The sequence below is a fragment of the Paenibacillus rhizoryzae genome, from assembly GCF_059686995.1.
Genome location: NZ_JCAALT010000005.1, coordinates 415,260 through 435,223 on the forward strand (window position 1 = coordinate 415,260; position 19,964 = coordinate 435,223).

The 19,964-nt window shown below is 51.4% G+C and carries 17 protein-coding genes and 1 pseudogene; 6 read left to right on the forward strand and 12 right to left on the reverse strand.

All coding sequences use genetic code 11. The annotated features are described in order from the left end of the window. Positions 1-129: 129 nt before the first annotated feature. Positions 130-390: a zinc ribbon domain-containing protein gene (locus AC6ESO_RS17310; RefSeq protein ID WP_497092440.1), complete on the reverse strand. Its 261-nt coding sequence runs from the start codon at positions 388-390 to the stop codon at positions 130-132. Between the two features lie 246 nt (positions 391-636). On the opposite strand from AC6ESO_RS17310, the gene AC6ESO_RS17315 reads away from it, so the two are divergent. From AC6ESO_RS17315 to AC6ESO_RS17325, 3 genes are all read left to right on the forward strand, one after another. Then, a complete protein-coding gene (locus AC6ESO_RS17315) occupies positions 637-1,638 on the forward strand; it encodes a LacI family DNA-binding transcriptional regulator (RefSeq protein WP_497092441.1) in 1,002 nt (333 codons plus the stop codon). An 83-nt stretch (positions 1,639-1,721) separates the two neighbouring features. Then, positions 1,722-2,705, forward strand: coding sequence for an N-acetylglucosamine kinase (locus AC6ESO_RS17320; protein WP_497092442.1), 984 nt, complete (start codon positions 1,722-1,724; stop codon positions 2,703-2,705). A 36-nt stretch (positions 2,706-2,741) separates the two neighbouring features. Then, complete coding sequence (locus tag AC6ESO_RS17325) at positions 2,742-4,049, forward strand: 6-phospho-beta-glucosidase (protein WP_497092443.1); 1,308 nt, start codon at positions 2,742-2,744, stop codon at positions 4,047-4,049. Positions 4,050-4,099: 50 nt separating this feature from the next. On the opposite strand, the pseudogene AC6ESO_RS17330 reads toward AC6ESO_RS17325, so the two are convergent. From AC6ESO_RS17330 to AC6ESO_RS17355, 6 genes and pseudogenes are all read right to left on the reverse strand, one after another. Further along, positions 4,100-4,738: pseudogene (locus AC6ESO_RS17330) on the reverse strand (FecCD family ABC transporter permease); the annotation flags it as partial. Between the two features lie 382 nt (positions 4,739-5,120). Next, on the reverse strand, positions 5,121-6,299 hold the full coding sequence (locus AC6ESO_RS17335) for a response regulator (RefSeq protein ID WP_497092444.1): 1,179 nt from the start codon (positions 6,297-6,299) through the stop codon (positions 5,121-5,123). Continuing rightward, positions 6,289-8,103, reverse strand: coding sequence for a sensor histidine kinase (locus AC6ESO_RS17340; RefSeq protein WP_497092445.1), 1,815 nt, complete (start codon positions 8,101-8,103; stop codon positions 6,289-6,291). The genes AC6ESO_RS17335 and AC6ESO_RS17340 overlap by 11 nt, the downstream gene beginning before the upstream one ends. Positions 8,104-8,170: 67 nt before the next feature. Beyond that, positions 8,171-8,995 carry a carbohydrate ABC transporter permease gene (locus AC6ESO_RS17345; RefSeq protein WP_497092446.1) on the reverse strand — a complete coding sequence of 275 codons (825 nt, stop codon included), beginning with the start codon at positions 8,993-8,995 and terminating at the stop codon, positions 8,171-8,173. A 17-nt stretch (positions 8,996-9,012) separates the two neighbouring features. Then, complete coding sequence (locus AC6ESO_RS17350; protein ID WP_494821338.1) at positions 9,013-9,903, reverse strand: ABC transporter permease subunit; 891 nt, start codon at positions 9,901-9,903, stop codon at positions 9,013-9,015. Between the two features lie 99 nt (positions 9,904-10,002). Then, positions 10,003-11,358 carry a sugar ABC transporter substrate-binding protein gene (locus tag AC6ESO_RS17355; protein ID WP_497092447.1) on the reverse strand — a complete coding sequence of 452 codons (1,356 nt, stop codon included), beginning with the start codon at positions 11,356-11,358 and terminating at the stop codon, positions 10,003-10,005. A gap of 370 nt (positions 11,359-11,728) precedes the next feature. Here AC6ESO_RS17355 and AC6ESO_RS17360 point away from each other — a divergent pair, with 370 nt between their 5' ends. Then, positions 11,729-12,364, forward strand: a complete 636-nt coding sequence (locus AC6ESO_RS17360) for a fumarylacetoacetate hydrolase family protein (protein WP_497092448.1) — start codon at positions 11,729-11,731, stop codon at positions 12,362-12,364. A 476-nt stretch (positions 12,365-12,840) separates the two neighbouring features. Here AC6ESO_RS17360 and AC6ESO_RS17365 read toward each other — a convergent pair whose 3' ends face one another. The 4 genes from AC6ESO_RS17365 to AC6ESO_RS17380 all read right to left on the reverse strand — a co-directional run bounded on the left by AC6ESO_RS17365 (position 12,841) and on the right by AC6ESO_RS17380 (position 18,139). Continuing rightward, a complete protein-coding gene (locus AC6ESO_RS17365; RefSeq protein ID WP_497092449.1) occupies positions 12,841-13,329 on the reverse strand; it encodes a hypothetical protein in 489 nt (162 codons plus the stop codon). Between the two features lie 68 nt (positions 13,330-13,397). Next, positions 13,398-17,018 (reverse strand): Npt1/Npt2 family nucleotide transporter, encoded by a 3,621-nt coding sequence (locus AC6ESO_RS17370; protein ID WP_497092450.1) that lies wholly within the window; start codon positions 17,016-17,018, stop codon positions 13,398-13,400. A gap of 179 nt (positions 17,019-17,197) precedes the next feature. Next, entirely contained in the window at positions 17,198-17,353 is a 156-nt protein-coding gene (locus AC6ESO_RS17375) for a hypothetical protein (protein ID WP_494821343.1), read from the reverse strand. Between the two features lie 81 nt (positions 17,354-17,434). Then, the gene (locus AC6ESO_RS17380) at positions 17,435-18,139 is read right to left on the reverse strand and encodes a pirin family protein (RefSeq protein WP_497092451.1); all 705 of its coding nucleotides are present in this window, start codon (positions 18,137-18,139) and stop codon (positions 17,435-17,437) included. 90 nt (positions 18,140-18,229) lie between these two features. On the opposite strand from AC6ESO_RS17380, the gene AC6ESO_RS17385 reads away from it, so the two are divergent. Then, positions 18,230-18,538 (forward strand): hypothetical protein, encoded by a 309-nt coding sequence (locus AC6ESO_RS17385; RefSeq protein ID WP_497092452.1) that lies wholly within the window; start codon positions 18,230-18,232, stop codon positions 18,536-18,538. 22 nt (positions 18,539-18,560) lie between these two features. Here AC6ESO_RS17385 and AC6ESO_RS17390 read toward each other — a convergent pair whose 3' ends face one another. After that, positions 18,561-18,797 carry a DUF6953 family protein gene (locus tag AC6ESO_RS17390; RefSeq protein ID WP_210661813.1) on the reverse strand — a complete coding sequence of 79 codons (237 nt, stop codon included), beginning with the start codon at positions 18,795-18,797 and terminating at the stop codon, positions 18,561-18,563. Positions 18,798-18,901: 104 nt separating this feature from the next. Here AC6ESO_RS17390 and AC6ESO_RS17395 point away from each other — a divergent pair, with 104 nt between their 5' ends. After that, the gene (locus AC6ESO_RS17395; protein ID WP_494821346.1) at positions 18,902-19,744 is read left to right on the forward strand and encodes an SPFH domain-containing protein; all 843 of its coding nucleotides are present in this window, start codon (positions 18,902-18,904) and stop codon (positions 19,742-19,744) included. The last annotated feature ends 220 nt before the right edge of the window (positions 19,745-19,964 follow it).

Here is a 19,964-nt window from a genome sequence, read left to right on the forward strand (position 1 = left end):
CCTCCTACTAGTGCTTCTTTACACCATACCACTTCATACGAATCAGTTGCAAAAACAGTCGTGAAAACAACAAAAAAGAGACAAGACCCGGGGTCTGTCTCTTCTCCGCCAAAGCCGCTCTTGCGCTCGTCAGCTCTTCCAGCGCTCCAGCTTATGAATGCCGCGCGTAAAGAACCCTGTCGTAAACTTCGGAAAACCCATGTCGGCGAGTTTGCCCTTCACATGTGCCTTCATGCCGTCTGCCATAAGATCGGGCAAAGTGAATTTGCCATCAACGTAACAGTGGATGCAATACTTGAAGCTCTTCGCTCCGCTTCCTTCCGTGCCGTTCTTATCGCCTTTAGCTATAGGCATGCCGCAGCTTTGACAGTTCTTGTAGCTGACACTCACGTCGAACACTCCCCGAGGGTAATTTTGGATTTATTATATGCTTTTCTCGAAAGCTTGTACATGAACGAACGGAAATTAAACTTGAAAAATAAAGCAGCCTCCTCTACAATAAGAAAAGAAAACGAAAGTTAAAGCACTTTAACTTTGTTTGGGAATGAATTACTTCATCCTAGGTTTTGACCCTATATTTTTTTGAATAAAAGTATAACCGCTTTAACTTTTATCGACAGAGGAGAATGCATACGCATGAAGGTTAGTATTTTCGATGTCGCCAAGAAGTCGGGCCTCTCTGTCGTCACGGTATCCCGCGTGCTTAACGGTGCAGGGTCTGTGCGTGAGAAGAATCGACAGAAGGTGCTTGAGGTGATGAAGGAGCTTGATTACCGCCCGAGTGCGGCAGCTCGCAGCCTCGCCCGAGGCAAGACCGGTATTATCGGTCTCATCATGACCACCATGCAGGATTCTTTCTTCGATGAAATCGTGAATGAGATTAACGGAATTCTGGCTGCGCAGGGATACTTCCTTGCTGTAGCTGTGACGAAGAGCATCACGCAGGAAGATAGTCATTACCTGATTCAAGAGGATCGCGTGGACGGCATTATGCTGCTCTCCCCGATTGAAGAAGACCATTATATTATCGAAATGAAACGACGGAATATTCCTTATGTTCTCATCGATAATCAGAAGCCGGAGAACGATGCTTACTCGATTACAGTGAACAATTTCAAGGGCGGGTACGCCGCGGCCAAACACCTGATTGAACTCGGGCACTCCTCCATTGCGCATCTCAGCGGCAGCGAGATGTTTAGAAGCACCAAGGAACGCCGCAACGGTTTCCTGGAGGCGCTTCAGGAAGCCGGCATCCAGCCGTTCGAGCTCGTTTCCGGCGAATACTCGGCTGAGTTCGGCTACCAAACGGCTAGGCGGTGGATCGAAGAACAGCAGCTTCCGGGCGCCGTCTTCGCCGGCGATGATTATATCGCCATCGGAGTTATCAATGCCTTTATGGAGGCTGGGATCCGTGTTCCGGATGAAGTTTCCGTTATTGGCTATGACGATCAACAGGTCGCTTCGCTGCTGCGCCCCCTCTTAACGACGATTCGGCAGCCGGCAGACCGTATCGGAGCAGCCGCTACAGAAGTGCTGCTTAAACGAGTCGACGGCACGATGAAGCGCGCGGCAAATCTGCGGATTGATCCGGAGCTTGTGCTCCGCCAGTCAACCGGAGCTGTCAAGAAACGCGGCTAACCGGATCATCCTTACTTAATTTCACAAATCGTTTGGAGAACAAACGTTACTATGGAAAGCCTATTCAGACAGGAGTGGCATTAATGGCTTATTACTTAGGCATAGACGGCGGCGGAACCAAAACGCACGCCCTGCTAACCGACGAACACGGCAATATGCTCGGCAAAGGCCAAAGCGGAAACGGTAATCATCAGATTGATGCTGAAGGGGCCGCTCGCCATTTGACGGAAGCCGTAACCGCGGCACTTGCGCAGGCGGGCGTCAAACACGAGGATGTACAGCATGCTTATTTCGGTCTCGCAGGCGCTGACCGGGAAGCGGATTATCGCATCCTGCATCCGATCGTTAGCGCAATCGGACTCCCCCGTTATTCGATCACTTGTGATACGATGATCGGATTGCGCGCGGGTACAGATCGCGCCTACGGTATTTCTGTCATTTGCGGTACCGGCACCAACTGCGCCGGACGCAACAAGGAAGGCGTCCATCTCCAATGCGGCGGCTTCGAATATATGCATGGCGATTTCGGCGGAGGCGGCGCTCTCAACATCGAAGCGTTCCGCACCGTAATTCGCGCATGGGACGGTCGCGAGAAGCCAACGCTGTTGACTGATTTGCTGCTTCGTTACCTGGGATATCCCGATGTGGAAACGATGCTTCACGACTTCCTTGATCATGACAAGAAAGTACCGGTCGATGTCACGAAGCTGCTGTTTGAAGCAGCGGCGCATGGCGATGAGGCGGCTATCGCTATCCTCCATCACCAAGGCGTGGAGCTGGGCAAGTCGGTGGTCGCTGTTGCGCGGCGTTTGGGGATGACAGGCGAGACCTTTGATGTCGTGCTCGCAGGCAGTCTGCTGACGCGCGGCGACCGCGGCGGCTGGATTCGCGGGCCGATCGAAGAGCTTGTTGCGGCCGTTGCCCCTTCGGCTGCGCTGGTCACGTTGACGGTCGATCCGGTCTTCGGCGCCGTCTGGTCTGCTATGGAAGCTGATGGCTTAACAATTAAGCAAGAGATTTATGACCGCATGCGGGCACTTGGCGAATTTGACGATATCAAGCTATAACATACGACTTATAATTTGGGATGGGATGTGACTAGGATGACAGAAGGATTGAAGGTTGTTGTTATTGGGGGCGGTTCCTCGTATACCCCTGAGCTGGTAGAGGGATTTATTCGATTTCATCATGAGCTGCCGGTACGAGAGCTGTGGCTCGTGGATATTGAGGCTGGACTTCATAAGCTGAATATTGTCGGAAATTTAGCCAAACGCATGGTGGAACGCTCCGGCCTTCCGATCGAGGTGCATCTGACGACAGATCGCCGCACTGCGATCAAAGGCGCTGATTTCATCAGCACCCAGATGCGTGTCGGCATGCTCGAGGCCCGCGGCAGAGACGAGTCCATTCCTTTGAAATACGGCGTGATCGGGCAGGAAACAACCGGTCCGGGCGGCATGATGAAAGCGCTGCGGACAATTCCGGTATTGCTGGATATCTGCCGAGACATCGAGGAGCTGGCACCTCAAGCATGGCTGCTCAATTTCACGAACCCTGCGGGCATCGTAACCGAGGCCATCCATACCCATTCCAACGTACGCAGCGTCGGCCTCTGCAACGCGCCGATCGGTCTGACGAAATGGTTGACTACCACATACGAGACAGCACCTGAGCACATTTATACCGAGTTCGTAGGCTTGAACCACTTGCACTGGGTGACGCGCGTGGACGTAAACGGCGTGGATAAGCTTCCTGAGCTGTTGAACAATACGGAAGGCTTTAGCGGCAAGAACGTCCCGCAAACGGGCTGGAATCCGGATTTCCTCCGCTCGCTCGGCGCGCTTCCTTCTTATTATCTGAAGTATTTCTATATGACAGATGAGATGCTGGCCGATCAGCAAGAATCCTTCAAACGGGACGGGAACCGTGCAGCAGTCGTGAAGCGCGTAGAAGACGAGCTCTTCCAGCTGTACGCTGACCCTGAGCTGAGCGAGAAGCCAAAGCAGCTTGAGCAGCGCGGCGGAGCATATTACTCCGAGGCTGCCGTTAATCTCATGAAATCGCTCTACAATGGCAAGAACGACATCCAAACCCTTAATGTCGCTAACAATGGCACGATCGACTTCCTGCCGGACAGCGCATCGATAGAGGTGAACTGTATCGTAACGAAGACCGGCCCGTTGCCGCTTCCTCTGACGAATGTCCCTCTGCATGTTAAAGGATTAATTCATGCCGTTAAAACCTACGAGCAGCTTACAATTGAAGCAGCCGTAACCGGCAGCCGCGATATCGCGCTTCAAGCGATGGTTCATCACCCGTTGGTACCAAACGTGGAAGTCGCAATCAAGCTGCTGGACGAGATGCTCGAAGCGAACAAGGATTATTTGCCGCAGTTCTTCCCACAGGCGTAATTATATAGAAAGACCGAGCAGAGAGGCTGAACTCTCTGCTCGGTCTTTTGTCATTTCTTGAGAAGCAAGTACAGGAAGTAAGGTCCTCCGATGAAGGCAATCATAATTCCTGCCGGAACACCTGAATCGACCAAGTTGCTGCCGATGGTATCCGCAAGCAGCAGCAGCCAGCCGCCCATCAGAATCGAAACCGGCACATACAAGTGCACGCGAGTCCCTACCAGTGATTTGGCGATATGAGGTGCCATCAGTCCGACAAAGGCAATTCCTCCCGTTACCGAAACCGCCGCCGCCGCAAGAGCAACGGAGATCACAAGCAGCACCATTCGTTCCCGATTCACATCTACACCGGAGCCAATCGCGGATGATTCATTGATGGACAGTATATTTAGCGCATTCGCCTTGTACAGCGTATATGGAAGCAAAATCACGAGCCACGGGAGAAGCGCCACAATAAACGGCCAATCCGTTCCCCAAATGTTGCCCGCAAGCCATTTCGCGATAAAATCCACCTTGATTCGTTCGGCAGATGAAATAATAACGACCATCGCGCCGGAGAGCGCCATAGCGAAACCGACGCCTATCAGCACCAGCTTAACCGGCTGCAAGCCGTCTTTCCTGCTGTAGGCAAACAAATAAATAAGCGCGGCTGTAATAAGTGCTCCCGCAAACCCAACGAGTGGCAGCATTATGGGGGCTATTCGGCGAGAATGCTGTGTGTTTTGCAACATCCAGTCGTAACAACGGAATACAAAAAGGGCTGAGAGATCGCATACGATCACTCAGCCTTGAGCTACTACTACTGTTGTTGGGGGAAAAGCACACCGGGAGATCTACTTGAGAGCAAATTCGGTCAAATCGGCGAAAGAAGCTCACCTAGGGATCTACCTGGCAGCAATTTCAGCCAAATTGGCGAATGAAGCTCACCTAGGGATCTACCTGGCAGCAATTTCAGCCAAATTGGCGAATGAAGCACACTAGGAGATCTACTTGGATCTACTTGGATCTACTTGGATCTACTTCTACTTGGGAGCTGCTTCAGCTTCATGCCCGCCGCTCCCGCTTGCCTGACTACCGCTCCGCCATCAGCTGCTGGCGGTACTCCGTCGGCGTCACGTTCATCTTCCTGCGGAACACTTGCGTGAAATGCCGCACATCCGCGTAGCCGATTCGCTCGGCGATTTCGGCCAGCTTGAGGCCGGGCTGCAGAAGCAGCTCCCTCGCTTGCTCGATGCGCAGACTGATGACGTAGTCCTTGTACCCTTGGCCTGTCTTCTGCTTGAACAGCTGGCTGAAATAGATCGGGTTCAAGAACACGACCGATGCCACCTTCTCAAGTGACAGCTCCTCGTTATAGTGCGCCTTTAAATATTGCAAAGCCACCTCGATTGCCTTGTCCCCGCCCTCTTGGCGATCGCCTGCCGTCGTCACCGACGATTGGCGCAGACGCCTCACCTCGTCCGGGATGCGGGTAAATTCCCGAATCATATCGGAATACGTAATATGAAACGGCACCTTCAAATAGTGGCTGAGATGCGTCCGCAGCTCCTGCAGCAGATCGCCCTCCGTTCGGTTATCCGCAAGCTGTACAAGCCCCAGCAGGCTCTGTCGGTCGAAGTTGACGACAAACCCCTGTCCATGCCGATCAATGAGCTCAGATAGCACATTTTCGATAATAAAATGCTCCAGCTGCACGTTCTTAACCGCTTCTTCAATCCGCACCATGATCAATCGGAATTCCGGGTACCGATCGATCAGCTCGCCAATGTCCATATTGCCGATATCAAGCCCCGAAGCCAGCCGCTGAAAGACGGCTTCCCGCAAGTACTTCAGGTTCGTCTTCAGCAGCTCGCTTTCCTTCGAAATCGCGGACTCCTGTTTCGCTTCGTCTGCCAGCTGGGCCATCAGCTCGACAAGGCGCGTTTTGCCGATCGGCTTAAGCAGATAGTCGCGCGCACCGAGGCGTACCGCCTTCTGGGCGTACGAGAACTCGGAATGCGCGGAGATGACGACCCATTTGACATGGGGGTACTTCCGGCGTGACATTTTCATAAACTCCAGACCATCAATGCCGGGCATCAGGATATCCGTCAGCACGATATCAATCGGCTGGCCGTCCATGAGCTTAACCGCTTCCTCTGCCGAGGCTGCCAAATGAATGGAATAGTCGGGAAAAGCCCGCTTAATCGTCCGTTTCACACCCTCACGAATGACGCCTTCATCATCCGCGATGAGAATATTAACTGCCATGGGCATTTCCTCCTTCCTTGGTCAGCGGCAGAAGAAGCGGCACCGTAATGATCGCCGTCGTCCCTTCGTTCAGCACACTCTTAAGTTCTACACCGTAGGCTTCACCATACATATGCCGAATACGCCGCTGAAGATTAACAAGGCCAATGCCGCCTTCATGCCGAACATCCTCGTTCGCTTCACGCATACTCGCTTCTTCCGGGTTAAGCAGCGATTCGTTCAACCTTGCCAGTGCCGCCTCATCCATTCCCGCTCCGTTATCCTGCACCATAATACGCAGCTGGCGCTCATCCTCTTCCGCGTAGACCCGCAGCATGCCGCACCGGTCAACAAGCGGCTCCAAACCGTATTTCACCGCATTTTCGATAATGGGCTGCAGTGTCATTTTGGGCAATGGGATGTTCAGCCACGGTTCCCCTACATCAATATCCACGGTCAACCGCCCTTCGAGCCGTGTCACGATGATCGTCAGGTAATGCTCGGTCTGTTCGATTTCCTCCCGCAAGCTGACTGCGCCTTCATCCCAATGACTGCTGTAGCGGAATAAGCGCGATAGCGACAGCACGACCTCGCCCAGTCGATCATGGCCTTTCTCATCGAGCATCCAGTAGATCATATCGAGCGTGTTATAGAGAAAATGGGGATTAACCTGCGATTGCAGCGCCTTCAGCTCCGCGTTCTTCTCACTGACAGAGGATATCTTCACCCGTTCAATGAGCTCGGCGATTTGATTCACCATCTGATTAAAGGAGGCGACCAGTATATTAATTTCCTGATAAGAGATCACATTCAGCGAGCCGCGGAAATTCCCAATCTCCACTTGCTTCATTTCGGAGATCAACCGCTTAAGCGGCGATGAAATCGTCCGCGAGAAAATCGTTGCAATGAGCGTTGCGACCAGCACAAGCGCTGCGCCTACCAGAAGCAGAAACCGCTGCGTCTCCGCTAGTTCCACATTCAGATCTTTATCCGGCGTCACGCTGAGCACCGTCCAATCTGCGTAAGGGAGCTTCGAGGAAACGATTAATTGATCATCCTGCTCCACCACAACCGGAACGCCATCATGCGGTCGTTCCAAGCTCGCAAGCCACGGTTCATCCCATGTGATGGAGGTCGTCGAAATGACTTTCCCTTCACTGGACATCAAAAAAACCTGGCTATGCGCGCCAAGCTTCAAATTGTCCATAGCCGCAATAATCGCCCTCGGACTGGTTTCAAACAGCTCAATCCCCACCTGCTTATGATTGTTCAAATCATAGATCGGCCGGCCAAAAGCAAACACGGAGCGATTCTCCACCTGATCGATAATGGAGTGTTCAAACACACCCAGCCATACCATGCTGCCGGTGGACGCTTTGATCTGCTTATACCAATCCGACTTCGCATAATCGGGGTCCACTACATTGGCGTAGTTGCCATAGTTATACACTTTCCCTTTATCGGTCAATACATGAATCCCGATAATATCTTCCTGCGACAGGAAGGCAGCGCCGAGGATATTGGTAATATTCCGCTCATTAAAATAATCGACAGCAGGGCTGTCGACTACAGGATTGCTCAGAATGCGAGCCAAATCATTATTGCCGATGACGGACTTCGACAGACTGTCATAGCCTTTCAGAAGAAGGTCAAACAAACCTACCGTCTGCGACACGTTCTGCTTGGATAAGCCGCTGACCTTCTCATGAAATTGCACCGTCGTTCGGTTATAGTACAGAATGCTGACGATCAGTAAGATTGCAGACATACTGATGAGGAACAGCACGAATAATCGGTATTGAATCGAATGAAATCCGCGCGACACTGGGCTTTCCGCCTCTCCTAAGAGTTTTGCCAGCAAAACTCATTTCAGAAGCATGAGCTTAGGGTCCTTACCCTTTTACCGCTCCGGCAACCATACCCTTCGTAATTTTCTCGGAGAGTACGAAGTAAACGAGCATGACCGGCAAAGCGCCAAGTACCAGGTATGCACCGATTGCACCAAAATTGGCGTTGTACTGACTAACGAAATTATATATGCCGAAAGGAAGAGTTTTCAACTTTTCTGCAGAGATAAATGTCGCTGCCATGATGTACTCATTCCAAATCGTGATGAACGTCAAGATTACGACTGTCATAATCGGCGGTACCGATATCGGCAGAATGATGCTGCGGAAGATCCGGTACACGCTTGCTCCGTCCATAAAGGCCGACTCTTCGATCTCGGCAGGGATACCGCGCATAAATCCACTAAGGATAAAGACGGCGATCGGCGTCGAGAATGCGATATACGGCAGAATGAGCGACAAACGTGTGTTTAGAATATCCAAGTTGCTGAAAATAACCATAAGCGGCAGAAGAGTTGCTTGCATCGGAATCATCATACCGAGCAAGAAGACCAGCGTTACAAGCGGTCCATACTTCCATTTGAAACGCGAAATCGCATAAGCCACCATGGAGCTCAGCACGATAACGCAAACCAGTGTGATCGAGGTAACGATAAGGCTGTTGCTCAAGTATTTCAGGTAGTGACCGCTCGTGTAGGCGGCTTTATAGTTACCCCATTGCGGCGAGGTCGGCAGGGAAAAGAAATGTCCGCCGAGAATTTGCTCGTTCGTTTTGAGCGAGTACATCACAAGCCAGAGCAATGGGTAAATTTGCGTGACGACAAGGATCGAGAGAAGTAGATACACGAGCCCTTTTTTAATACCTGCCATGTTCTTTGTTCTCCCTTCTAGCTGTATTTCGCTTCGACTTTTTTGAAGACGAAATTGATGACGACCGTAAAGATTAAGCAAATCATTACAAGGATTGTAGCGAGTGCACTTCCGTATCCGTATTTGAGCGATAGGAACGACATGTTGTACATATGCATCGAAATGGTATCCGTCGCATGTGCAGGACCGCCGCCCGTCATAACCCAAACAAGGTCGAAGGCTTGCAAGGAACCGATAAACGCCAGAATGATCGAGATTTTGAAGATCGGAATCGCCATCGGATACGTGATGTACCAGTCGGATTTGAAGCCTTCCGCGCCGTCGATTTTGGCCGCTTCATAAATTTCGCTAGAAATGTTCTGCACACCTGTGTATTGAATGAGCAAATGGTATCCGAAGTATTGCCATAGCGATACAAAATACAAACAGTACATCGCAACTTTCGGCTCTGTCAGCCAGCTGCGTGTCCAGCTTTCCAGTCCAACCGCGGTCAGAACGCCATTGAGCATACCGCCCATTTCAGTTGGGTTATAAATGGTTTTCCAAAGCTGACCAATGATAACAACAGACAGAATTACAGGTACAAAGTATAGCGATACCAACGTGTTTGCTTTGCGCACGTAACGATTCATCAGTGCTGCGATAAAGAGACAGATCGGAATTTCCGCCATGGAAAATACCGAGTACATCAATGTGCGGCGAACGGATGGCCAGAAGTTGTTATCTTCGGTCAGGATCGTTTTAAAGTTATCGAGCCCGATAAATTTCGCCTTGTTGATGCTGTCCCAATCCAGCAAGCTGTCGTAAACCGAAACGACGATCGGAACGAACACGAGGCAGATATAGAGAAGCAGACACGGCAGGACGAAAACTGCAATAGTGCGGGCCGGGACTTTTAAAACATTCACTGGGGTTGCCTCCTGATCGTAATGGATTGAAGAAAGTCGTAAACGGGTGGAAGCCGCTAAGAATGCTCCCACCCGCAAACGACTAGCTATTAAAGATTCTTATTTGTTCGCGTCAAATGCTGCTTGGTGCTCCTGAGCTACTGCTGCAGGGTCAACCTTTTGAACGAACATGTTTTGGATGCTGCTTAGGTGAGCTTGCGCGATAGCTGGTTTCATTGTGTTATCGAATGCCAGGTCGCCGCCTTTAACGCCTTTGAACAGGTCAAGTACGCTGATTGCAAGGTCGGAGTAGCCAGCTGCTTTGAAGTCGCCTTCAATGATTTGACCGCTACCTACTGCGTTTTTCAGCTCGAACTGTTTCTTAGGCATGTTCAGCATGAAGTAGTTAAGGAAATCTTTTGTAGCTTGCAGGTGTTCGCTGTTAGCCGAGATCGCGAATGCGGAACCCGGAGCTAGCATGAATTGGTCTGGATCGCCTTTGCCGCCAACTGTAGGGAATTTGAATGCGCCCACTTTGCCGCCAACGGAGGAAGCATCGATTGCTCCGGTTTCCCAAGTACCCATGATCATCATGGCAGCCTTACCTGTTTTGAAGAGGTTACCGCCTGTATTGTAGTCAACGGAAGTTGCGCCTTCGTTGAATGCTTTAGCTTGGATCAGATCTTGCATTTTGGATACTGCGTCTACGAATGCAGGATCGTTGAATGTTTTCTTGCCGTCTTGCACGTCTTGCAGGAATCCAGGGCCGCCGTTTGTGCGAAGCAATACGTTCATGAACAAGAACGAACCTGTCCAGGAATCCTTTTCACCGATTGCGATTGGCGTGATGTTTTTCGCTTTCAATTTCTTCACGTCATCGATGAACTGCTCGTAAGTCGTAGGAACCTCAGTGATTCCTGCTTGTGCGAACAGATCTTTGTTGTAGTAAACCACTTCGATGTTGTTACCATCAGGCAACGCGTATACGTTATTGTCGAAGCTATAGTAGTCGAGAAGACCTTTTTGGAATGTATCTTTCAGGCCGTTCTGATCCAGCATATCGTTCAGCGGAGCGAAGAGGCCAGCGTCTACGAAAGGCTTCATTTGTGCGGATGGATTCACGATCGTGATGTCCGGCACTTCTTTGGAAGCGGCTTGCGTTTTCAATTTCAGCTTCTGTTGGTCTGTGTTCAATGTGTCCAGCTCGATCGTTACGTTCGGGTGATCCTTCTGGTATTGATCCACAAGAGAGTGAAGCATTTTGTACGAAGGCGTTTCAGGATCTGGATAGATGTTTTGGAACGTGATCGTTACTTTCTCATCGCCAGCGTTCGTGCCTGCATTCGTACCTGCATTTGTACCTGTATTCGTATTATCTGCTGTGTTGTTTTCTTTGTTACCGCATGCTGTTGCTCCAAGCAGCAATGCTGCTGCCGTCAACGCAACTGCAGTTGTTTTCATCGTTTTGCTTGCCATGTTCTCTATTCCCCCTCGGGTTGATATACGCTTATTATCATGCACAGAGGCATCAGCAACAATGCGCGAAATCAAGGAGTGAGGTTTGCTTTTTCAAGGTTGTGTGAAGAAAACCAACTCCTTCTGCAAACATAAGTAGAGGAAAATGGCACAAAAAAATACAGGTTTAGGAGCAAGTGCAACGAGTTGATTAACCAGTAAGTTAAGGTTGGAGCAGCTGTGGCGAGTTGACTTTAGAAGTAAGTAAAGGATTAGGAGCATCTGCACCAATTTCGCAGCTTAATGAAACCACCTCTACCGTGCTATGATGTTTATAGCGTTAGAACATTGCTGTACTCCCCATTCCCCACATGCGAAAGGACGTTTATCCATGGAATCAATCCGTAATATTTATTGCGTTGGACGCAATTATGCTCTGCATGCAAAAGAGCTCGGCAACGATGTGCCGGAGGAGCCGATGATCTTCTCCAAGCCGACTCATGCGCTTCATCCTGCTGTAGGCAAATTGGAATTGCCGGGCACCATAGGCGAAATTCATTATGAGCTGGAGGTTGTCGTGCGCATCGGTACAAGCTATCGCCCGGGCATGCGCGCCGATGAGCTGATCGACGGCCTCGCGCTCGGCATCGACCTGACGGCGCGTGATGTACAGTCGAAGCTGAAGGAGAAGCGCCATCCATGGCTGCTCGCGAAAGGCTTCGTCGGCTCTGCGGTGCTGAGTCCGTTCACGCCGTTCACGGGCGTGGAGGATTTCACGCAATTAACCTTTAGCCTGCTTAAGAACGAAGAGACGGTGCAAGCCGGCTGTCCGCAGGACATGATCTTCTCGCTGCAGCAGCTGGTCGACTTCATCGGTACCAACATGGGATTAGGTGCCGGCGATGTCATCTACACCGGCACACCGGCCGGCGTTGGTCCGCTGGCGGACGGCGACATGCTGGAGATGAAGCTGGTTGCCGGCGGTAAGGAAGAGACATATGGTCCACTTTATGTGGACATGATTTGATTGTTGGCCGCCCCGGTTATATGGGGCGGCTTTTTTATTGGGGCCGCTTAGTGGCGGGGGCGACACCGCAATGGCGGGCAGCGCTCCAGTAACATGCAGACCTCTAGGTGAGCTTCCTGCGCCATATTCGCTGCTTCCGCTACCATGTAGACCTCTAGGCTTGCTTCTTGTGCCATATTCGCTGCTTCCGTTAGGGGAATTGGGTTAGTTTGTTTGCTGAGAGTCGGTTTTCGGAACTCTCAGCTTCTTTTCGGTGTGGTTTCTGCGCTGAGAGTTCGTTTTTCGCACTCTCAGCGTCCTTTGCCAGGGAGAATTGGGTTAGTTTGCTTGCTGAGGATCGGTTTTTGGAACTCTCAGCTTTTTTTTGGTGTGGCTTCGGCGTTGAGAGTTCGATTATCGCACTCTCAGCACCCTTCGTGGGAGAAGTTTCACAAACACAAAAAAGACAGCTCCATAAGCCCGAGCTGCCCTTCCCTTTATTCATACATCGCAAGTCCCGCTACCGAGATCGCCACGATCTGGTCGTTCTTTAACTCGAACTCCAGTGCCAGCCGATTCTCTTTGTCGATGTAGCCTATCGAATTCCCACGCGTATAATAGCTCTCTCCGTACAGCTTTTGTGCGCTCTCTTTGGTGTCGCCTAGTTTCACGCCTTTCGCCGTAGCCACTTTGGGGCCGAGCGAGTAGGCGAGCACGACATTATCGAGCGAGGTGTACTGGTATTCCTCATACATGAATAGAAAAGTCCGGCCGTTATTGAGCGTGCGCTGCGGCTTACCCAACTTGGCAACGAGTTCCTGCTCCGTGAGGCCAAGCTTTACGCCATCATCGCTTTTCTCCGCCCTCAAGTCTGTCGAGCCGACTTTCTCAATGAATGTCAGAGGCGTTTCACTCTTGCCACCACATGCCGCAAGCAGCACGGCAATGCCGCTTAATAAAATAATCAATTGCATCATTCGTTTCATTTCAAACCTTCACTCCCTCTTACCTTAAACGGCGCGAAACGCCAGCTTCCCGCTTCCAAACCCTCAGCTTACAGCATCCCACGAAGCCTGTCCGCAAGCACCTGCATCATGCTGCGCAGGACGCCAATGTTCTGGAAGCACAGCGTGAACACTTGGTCGCGGTGCAGTTGGAGCAGTACCGCCCGGCTCGCTGCTGTACAGTCTGCGGAACGAAGTCCGCTGTCGATGACAGCCATTTCGCCGAAGCATTCGCCTTCTCCAAGTGTCGCGAAGGTTTCGCTGCCCTTATGTACACGAACGCTTCCTTCTATAATACCGTACAACGTATCGCCGTAATCATCAACCCGGCAAATCGATTCCCCCGCCGCATACTCGACTTCCTCAACAAGCTGCGCTAGCGCGATGACATCCTCTTGGGATAAACGAGCAAACAGGTCGATCTTTTGAAGAATCAGCACGCGTCGCAAAATAGTATCGTTCGCCATGCCGTGCTCCTCTTCCGAAGACTCCGTGACTCCCCCGCCTGCATCGACAGCAGATGCCGCCGCAACTTCCGCTTGATGCTCATCCGTAGGTATCGCACCTACCGATGATTTCTGTGCCAGCTTGGAACGCAGACGCCTCGAAAGCAGCTTCATCATTTCAAGCGCAATGCCCGTGCGGTCAAAGATGACATCGTAGAAACCCGACGAATCGAGCTTCCACAATACAAGACCCTCCTCCGCCATGACAGTTGCCGTTCGCAAACGGCGCGTCAAGATCGCCGTCTGTCCGAAGCAATCCCCGGCCGTACGCTCATTGAGCTTCTCTGCTCCCCGATAAATACCGGTTCGTCCGCTCTGAATGAGATAAAGTGCGTCGCCCGGGTCATTCACCTGAAACACGGTAGCACCCTTCGGATAGGTCACCCGCTCCATGCGCATCGCAATCATCGACAACTCTCGGGATGACAGGCCGTCGAACAAGGAGACATTTTTCAACATCGCGATCCGTTCCATCTGCTCGCCTAACCACGACTCATCCACGGCATGACGCCCCGGTGCCGCCGCCGTCCCATCCACAACCACGCGTTTGCTTCTTGAAGCAAATTGAATGACTTGGCAAAGCCACTCATCCCCCTGCTCATTCATCCAATCTAATTCAAGCGCCGCCTCGTTCTTCACGGCATTCGCCGTCACCGTACGGGAAGCCGACATCAGCTTCGCCAGCTCCATTCGCAGGTTCCCCTGAACCAGCTGGTCGATAATTTCAGCCGCATTCGCTTGTTGGCGCGCTCCGCCTTCTGTCCAGTTAGCGTACACCGCTTGAATGGTTTTGGCCTCATAGATAAACCCGAGCAGTTGGAATATCCGCTTAATCATCGCAGAACGGACCTGCTCGACCGCTTCCGCTACTTCCTCGTAGCCTTCAACTGCGATCAGATCGCCTTGGTACGACGTAAACCGCCCATACAGTTCAAGTTCTAGCAAGATGTTCGCTTCGAACCCTTTGGCATCCACCTGCTGTATTCCTTTGCGCATCCGGGTCATCGCTTCCAGCAGCTTGTCTCTCATTTCAAAATTAGCCGGTTCATACCGCTGGAACAACAAATCGAAAGCCTGCTGCCCGCCAATTCGCTCAAACACTTTCGGCAAATGCAAGGTGACGGATTCCACATCAAAATACGTGACCAGCAGCTTCAGAATATCCCGCTCATCGTAGGCGGCCAGCGTTTCGATCGCGGCCTCCCTCGTCTCATTATGCTGCAGCATCGGCACGATATGCGGTACAAGCTCCGGTACCTGCAGTACAGCGGCGGATTGCACAGCATATTTCCGAACCTGCGGCGCCTCATCTCGCAGCAGCGGAATCAGCGGTTTGTAGAACTCGCGGATGCCAATTTGTCCGAACAGGATTGCCATTGAGGTTCGTTCATCCTCGCGGGAGCTCTCCATAAGCTCCTTCAACGTACCAACGGCGCGGAACATCCCTTCGATGCCGTAATATTTGATCAATCCCGCAATGGCCGCCGACTTCACATCCATATCCGCTTCGCTTAGCCTTGCCGTAATTTCATCCAAATGCTCATCCTTCGCATAAGCCGCCAAAGCAAGAATGGCTGCAGCACGAACGCGGCTGTGGCCTTCACCTATAAGCGCGAGCAGCACTTCCTCTTGTCCGGCCGGCTGCTTGCGTTCCATGTAACGAAGCGCCTCAACACATACCTCTTGCGAGGGATGGCGAAGCAGCCCTTCCAGATGCGGCATGAGGTCAAAGCCATCGATATCCTGCAAAATCTTCAGCGCATACAGCACCTGCACCTTATCGGGCTGCACAAGGGTATCCGTCAGCACCTTCAAGCTGGCAGGATCCATCAGATCGAGCTGCCCTTCGTTCAAGTCATGTCCCCTTGTTTTCAAGGTAGACAGAAGCGCTTCAAGGTAAGCACCCTTTACCTTCACGGCCGCTACGATGCAGACGCAAAGCAGCGTCAATATAACATAACTGAATTGCTGCGTCGTGAGCAGCTGAGACAGCAGAATCAAGCTTATTGCCGCGATTCCTTTGGCACCGTTACGAACGATGCCGTCTAAGAAGCTCTTCGCCGAGTTGCGCCACTCCGGCGGAATCGGGAACATGACGAGCTGGCTGACAGAGGAATAAATCGTATCGCCAAGCACTTTGTCGCTTCCTTTTACGATCACAACCATCGCAAGAACGGGCATCATCAGCACGCCAAGGCTTCCGGTGAACAGCGCAATCGGGAATACCAATATCGCAGTCATGACGCCAAATCGGGTCAGCAGCTTGCCAGCGACGAAGAGCTGAATAAACAAAGCCAGCAATCCCGAGAATCCATAAAAGCTACCCATAAATCCGGCCAATGCCTCGTCCTGAAGCGTACCGCGCAAAATCACCTTAAACTGATAGTCGATCAGCGTCAGCGTAATTACAAGCGCCGCCGACATGATCGCTATATATTTGAGATGCGGAACATTGCGGAATAAGCCTCCGCTCTCCTTCTTCTTCGCACCGCCACTGCCGCCTGCCTGCTTACGCTGGGGCTTGACGGAGGTGAAGAGGTCTGACCCTTTCCCTGCAAGTTTCAACAACCGGATTACCGCTACAAGCGCAAGCAGTTGTAGCGCGGCATAGAAGCAAATGAGGTTCGCTGTCCCCACCAGAGGAACGACAAGCTTCAGGCCGAAACCGCTTATGATACCGCCCATAAGGCCGCCGCTGCCGACAAGACCGATGGTCCGTTTCACCTTGCGCTGATCCAGAACGGATGCCGCAAACTGCCAGAAACAGACAATCATCAGGAAATTGAACACATCATAACCAACATAGATAACCGGATACACCCAGCTGAAATCCATGCCCACACCAAGCCGCGAGAGCAGTACCAGCGCAGAAATTAGCGGAATGAGCAGCTTCAGCAGATGATCCATCCGAAACCGCGGACTGAATCGCTGGAACAGCAGTCCGATTAACAGAAGCGCCGCCGACTGCGGCACATACATAAAGGAAAGCTGCGAGGCGCCAAAACGGGACAGAAACAGTGCATCCGCCGCAGTTCTGCCCACTGTGGAAGCCGATGAAACCGCAAACAAATAAATAAAGAGGAAAAGCACCTTCGTGTACTCTTCCTTGTCTTCGCCAAATTTGCGAAAGGTTTGACCAAACGCATTCCCCGAAATTAATTTCATACCGGCTTCTCCTACCCGAACAATTTAGTGACATCTTTTAGTAATTTTCGACAGATAGATCCCCATTCCCTCCAAAAGTCACAAACAAAGAACAGGAAAAAAGTCCCATGCAAGTTAATCGTTCAGAACAACGCAAAAAGAGCACAGACCTCTAGGATCCGTGCTCTTCCTTCACGCTCTTACTTGCTGCCCGCTGCTCCGCTGTCTGCTTCCTCCGCAGTTGTTTGATAGGCGATCAATACGATATTGCTGGCTGTTTGCTTTCGCAAATCCGATTCGAATTGCTGCAGCTGCGCCAATAGCTGTCCGTCTAGTTGGGCCGGTTTATAATTCACGAGATTCCCTCCATTGCTAGATTTCAGGTTTACTCTCATTGTTAACGGCAACAGCCCTGCTTATGCGTGGACCGGACAGATTTATGGCAAATCGATGAGCATGAATTGCCCGCCATTCTCACTTGCGACGACCAGGTCTTCTAGATCGGTAATACGTGCGGAATCGCTTCGGCTCAAACGATGCTCACCGTTTAATGTCACTTCGCCTTCCATTACGAACAGGAAGATTTTGCGTGCGGCATCTTGCTTGAACGAAACGCTGTTTCCCGCTTCCGGACGAGAAAGATAGATGGTCAGATCCTGATGAATCGATGTGATCGTTTCGCTTTGCAGTTGCTTCGAGACAATGGGAAGCAGTGCGTTCTTCATCGCAGCAGGATCGAACGACTTTTGCTCATAGGATGGCGTAAGTCCTTTCGCTTCGGGAAGGAACCACATCTGCAGCAGATTGGCTACTTCCGTGTCTGACGAATTGACCTCGGAATGCAAAATGCCCGTTCCCGCTGTCATGCGCTGTACCTCGCCGGCTCTTAGGATTTCTTTGCCGCCCGTATTGTCCTCATGCGCCAGCTCGCCTTTCATCACGACCGTAACGATTTCCATATCGCGGTGCGGATGCGTGCCGAATCCTTTGCTAGGTTGAATATAATCCTCGTTAAATACGCGCAGCGGACCAAAATTCAAATTGTCCGGATCGTAATAATCTGCAAACGAAAAACTAAAATTAAACTGTAGCCATCCCAAGTCCCCAGAATGTCTCGATGCTGCCGGATATATTGTGATCATGGTCCAGAACACTCCTCATGATTTCATTTTTTCTCACTTACTTTATGTAAGTATGTGTGCTATAGTTAGCTTTGTCAAGGAGGGATTCCATTGGATCATTTGTACATTCGCCACACGGTTGGCGGCCGATTATTTCTCGATTCGAAGAAGCATGAGCTCCCGTTCTCCGTCGCACCCGCAGAGGGCCGGGAAGGCTGGAAGCTCTGCATTGATGCCGTGGATGAGTCCATGGGCTCAGCGATTTGCCGGCACAATGACGAGCTCAATATCTTTCTCGTCGAAGATGGCGCGGTTGATCACAAGACTTGGTATTATTCTACACACGGCCTCGTCGAATATGACGCCGCAGCCAAACAGCTCATCATCTGGGCCGATGGCAAAATCGACTACACGGTCTAGCTTGCGTAAGCTCGCTTCACCTTTATACCCAGCCCCAGAAAAACCCGTCTCGCTCCCAAGCTGCACGCCCGCCGTGCAGCTTTTTGAATGCTTTCTTTACTTCCTTGTCGATGGATTCGTTGCCATTCTCATTGACATAAATAAACTGCTCCCCGAAATGCGCCTTGATATGCGCGACCGCCTGCTCCTGACGCAGCATGCCCGCCGACTTCAGCTCCTGTACCATCCACTCTGCTGCTTCTTGCGCTGTATGTTCCATTTCCCAATCGCCTCTTCCCGCTTGCATTTGTTGAACCATTTGTTCGCCAACCTCGTATGTATCCCTTAAGTACGCATACCTATTTACTAGGAGGGGTTGCCATTATGCATGTTGTGGAACCGAATGTGAAGAAGGTTAATTTCAAGCCTTATATTCTGTACGCCTTGCTGATTGTGGTCGGCGTCATCGTCGCCTTTAACGGGTTTCAAACTGTCCAGTACGGCAATGTCGGTTTGTACAAAACGTTCGGCAAATTGAATGATAACATACTGGCGCCCGGCATTCATATGAAAATCCCATTCGTGCAGAGTATCATCCAGGTGAATGTGCAGGTGACCAAAGCCGAGACGGATACGAGCGCGTCCTCCATGGATCTGCAGCCTGTCTCGACCCACGTGGCAGTCAACTATTCCGTTGACAAAACGGCCGCGTATAAGCTGATGAACAACGTCGGCGGCTCGTTCGACAATGTGATCGTGAATCCGGCTATTCAGGAAATTGTCAAAGAAGTGACGGCCCGCTACCCGGCGGAAGACTTAATCGCGAAGCGCGATGTCGTCGCGGGGGAAATTCGCGAGCATCTCACAACGAGACTGGCCAAGTACAATCTAATCGTGAATGACATTAATATCGTCAATTTTAAGTTCTCCGATGCGTTCAATCAGTCCATTGAGGCGAAGCAGGTGGCGCAGCAGCAGGCGTTGAAGGCTGAGAATGATCTCAAACGGGTGCAAATCGAGGCGAAGCAAAAGATCGCGCAAGCCCAGGCGGAAGCGGAGTCGCTGAAGCTGAAGAAACAAGAGGTGACGCCGGAGCTGATTCAACTTAAGCAAATCGAAGTGCAAGAGATGGCCGTGGACAAATGGGATGGTAAGCTGCCGAGCGTGACCGGCGGAGCGACACCGTTTATCGATGTGAGCAGCTTTGGGAGCAGCGTCGGGAAATAAGCGGGGGTAGTTAGAAGGTTGGTAAGTGCGCTTGGTAGAAGGAGGGTTAGAAAGCTGGGAGCCAAAGGTTGGGGCTCTCGGCTTTTTTGTGTTTTAATGGCGGTTGGTTGGGGGACGCGCGGCAATGTAGATCACACAAGGAACTACTTGCGCTCGCTTCACTGAACTCGCAACAATGTAGATCACCTAGGGATCCTCTTGCTCTCGTTTTGCAGAAATC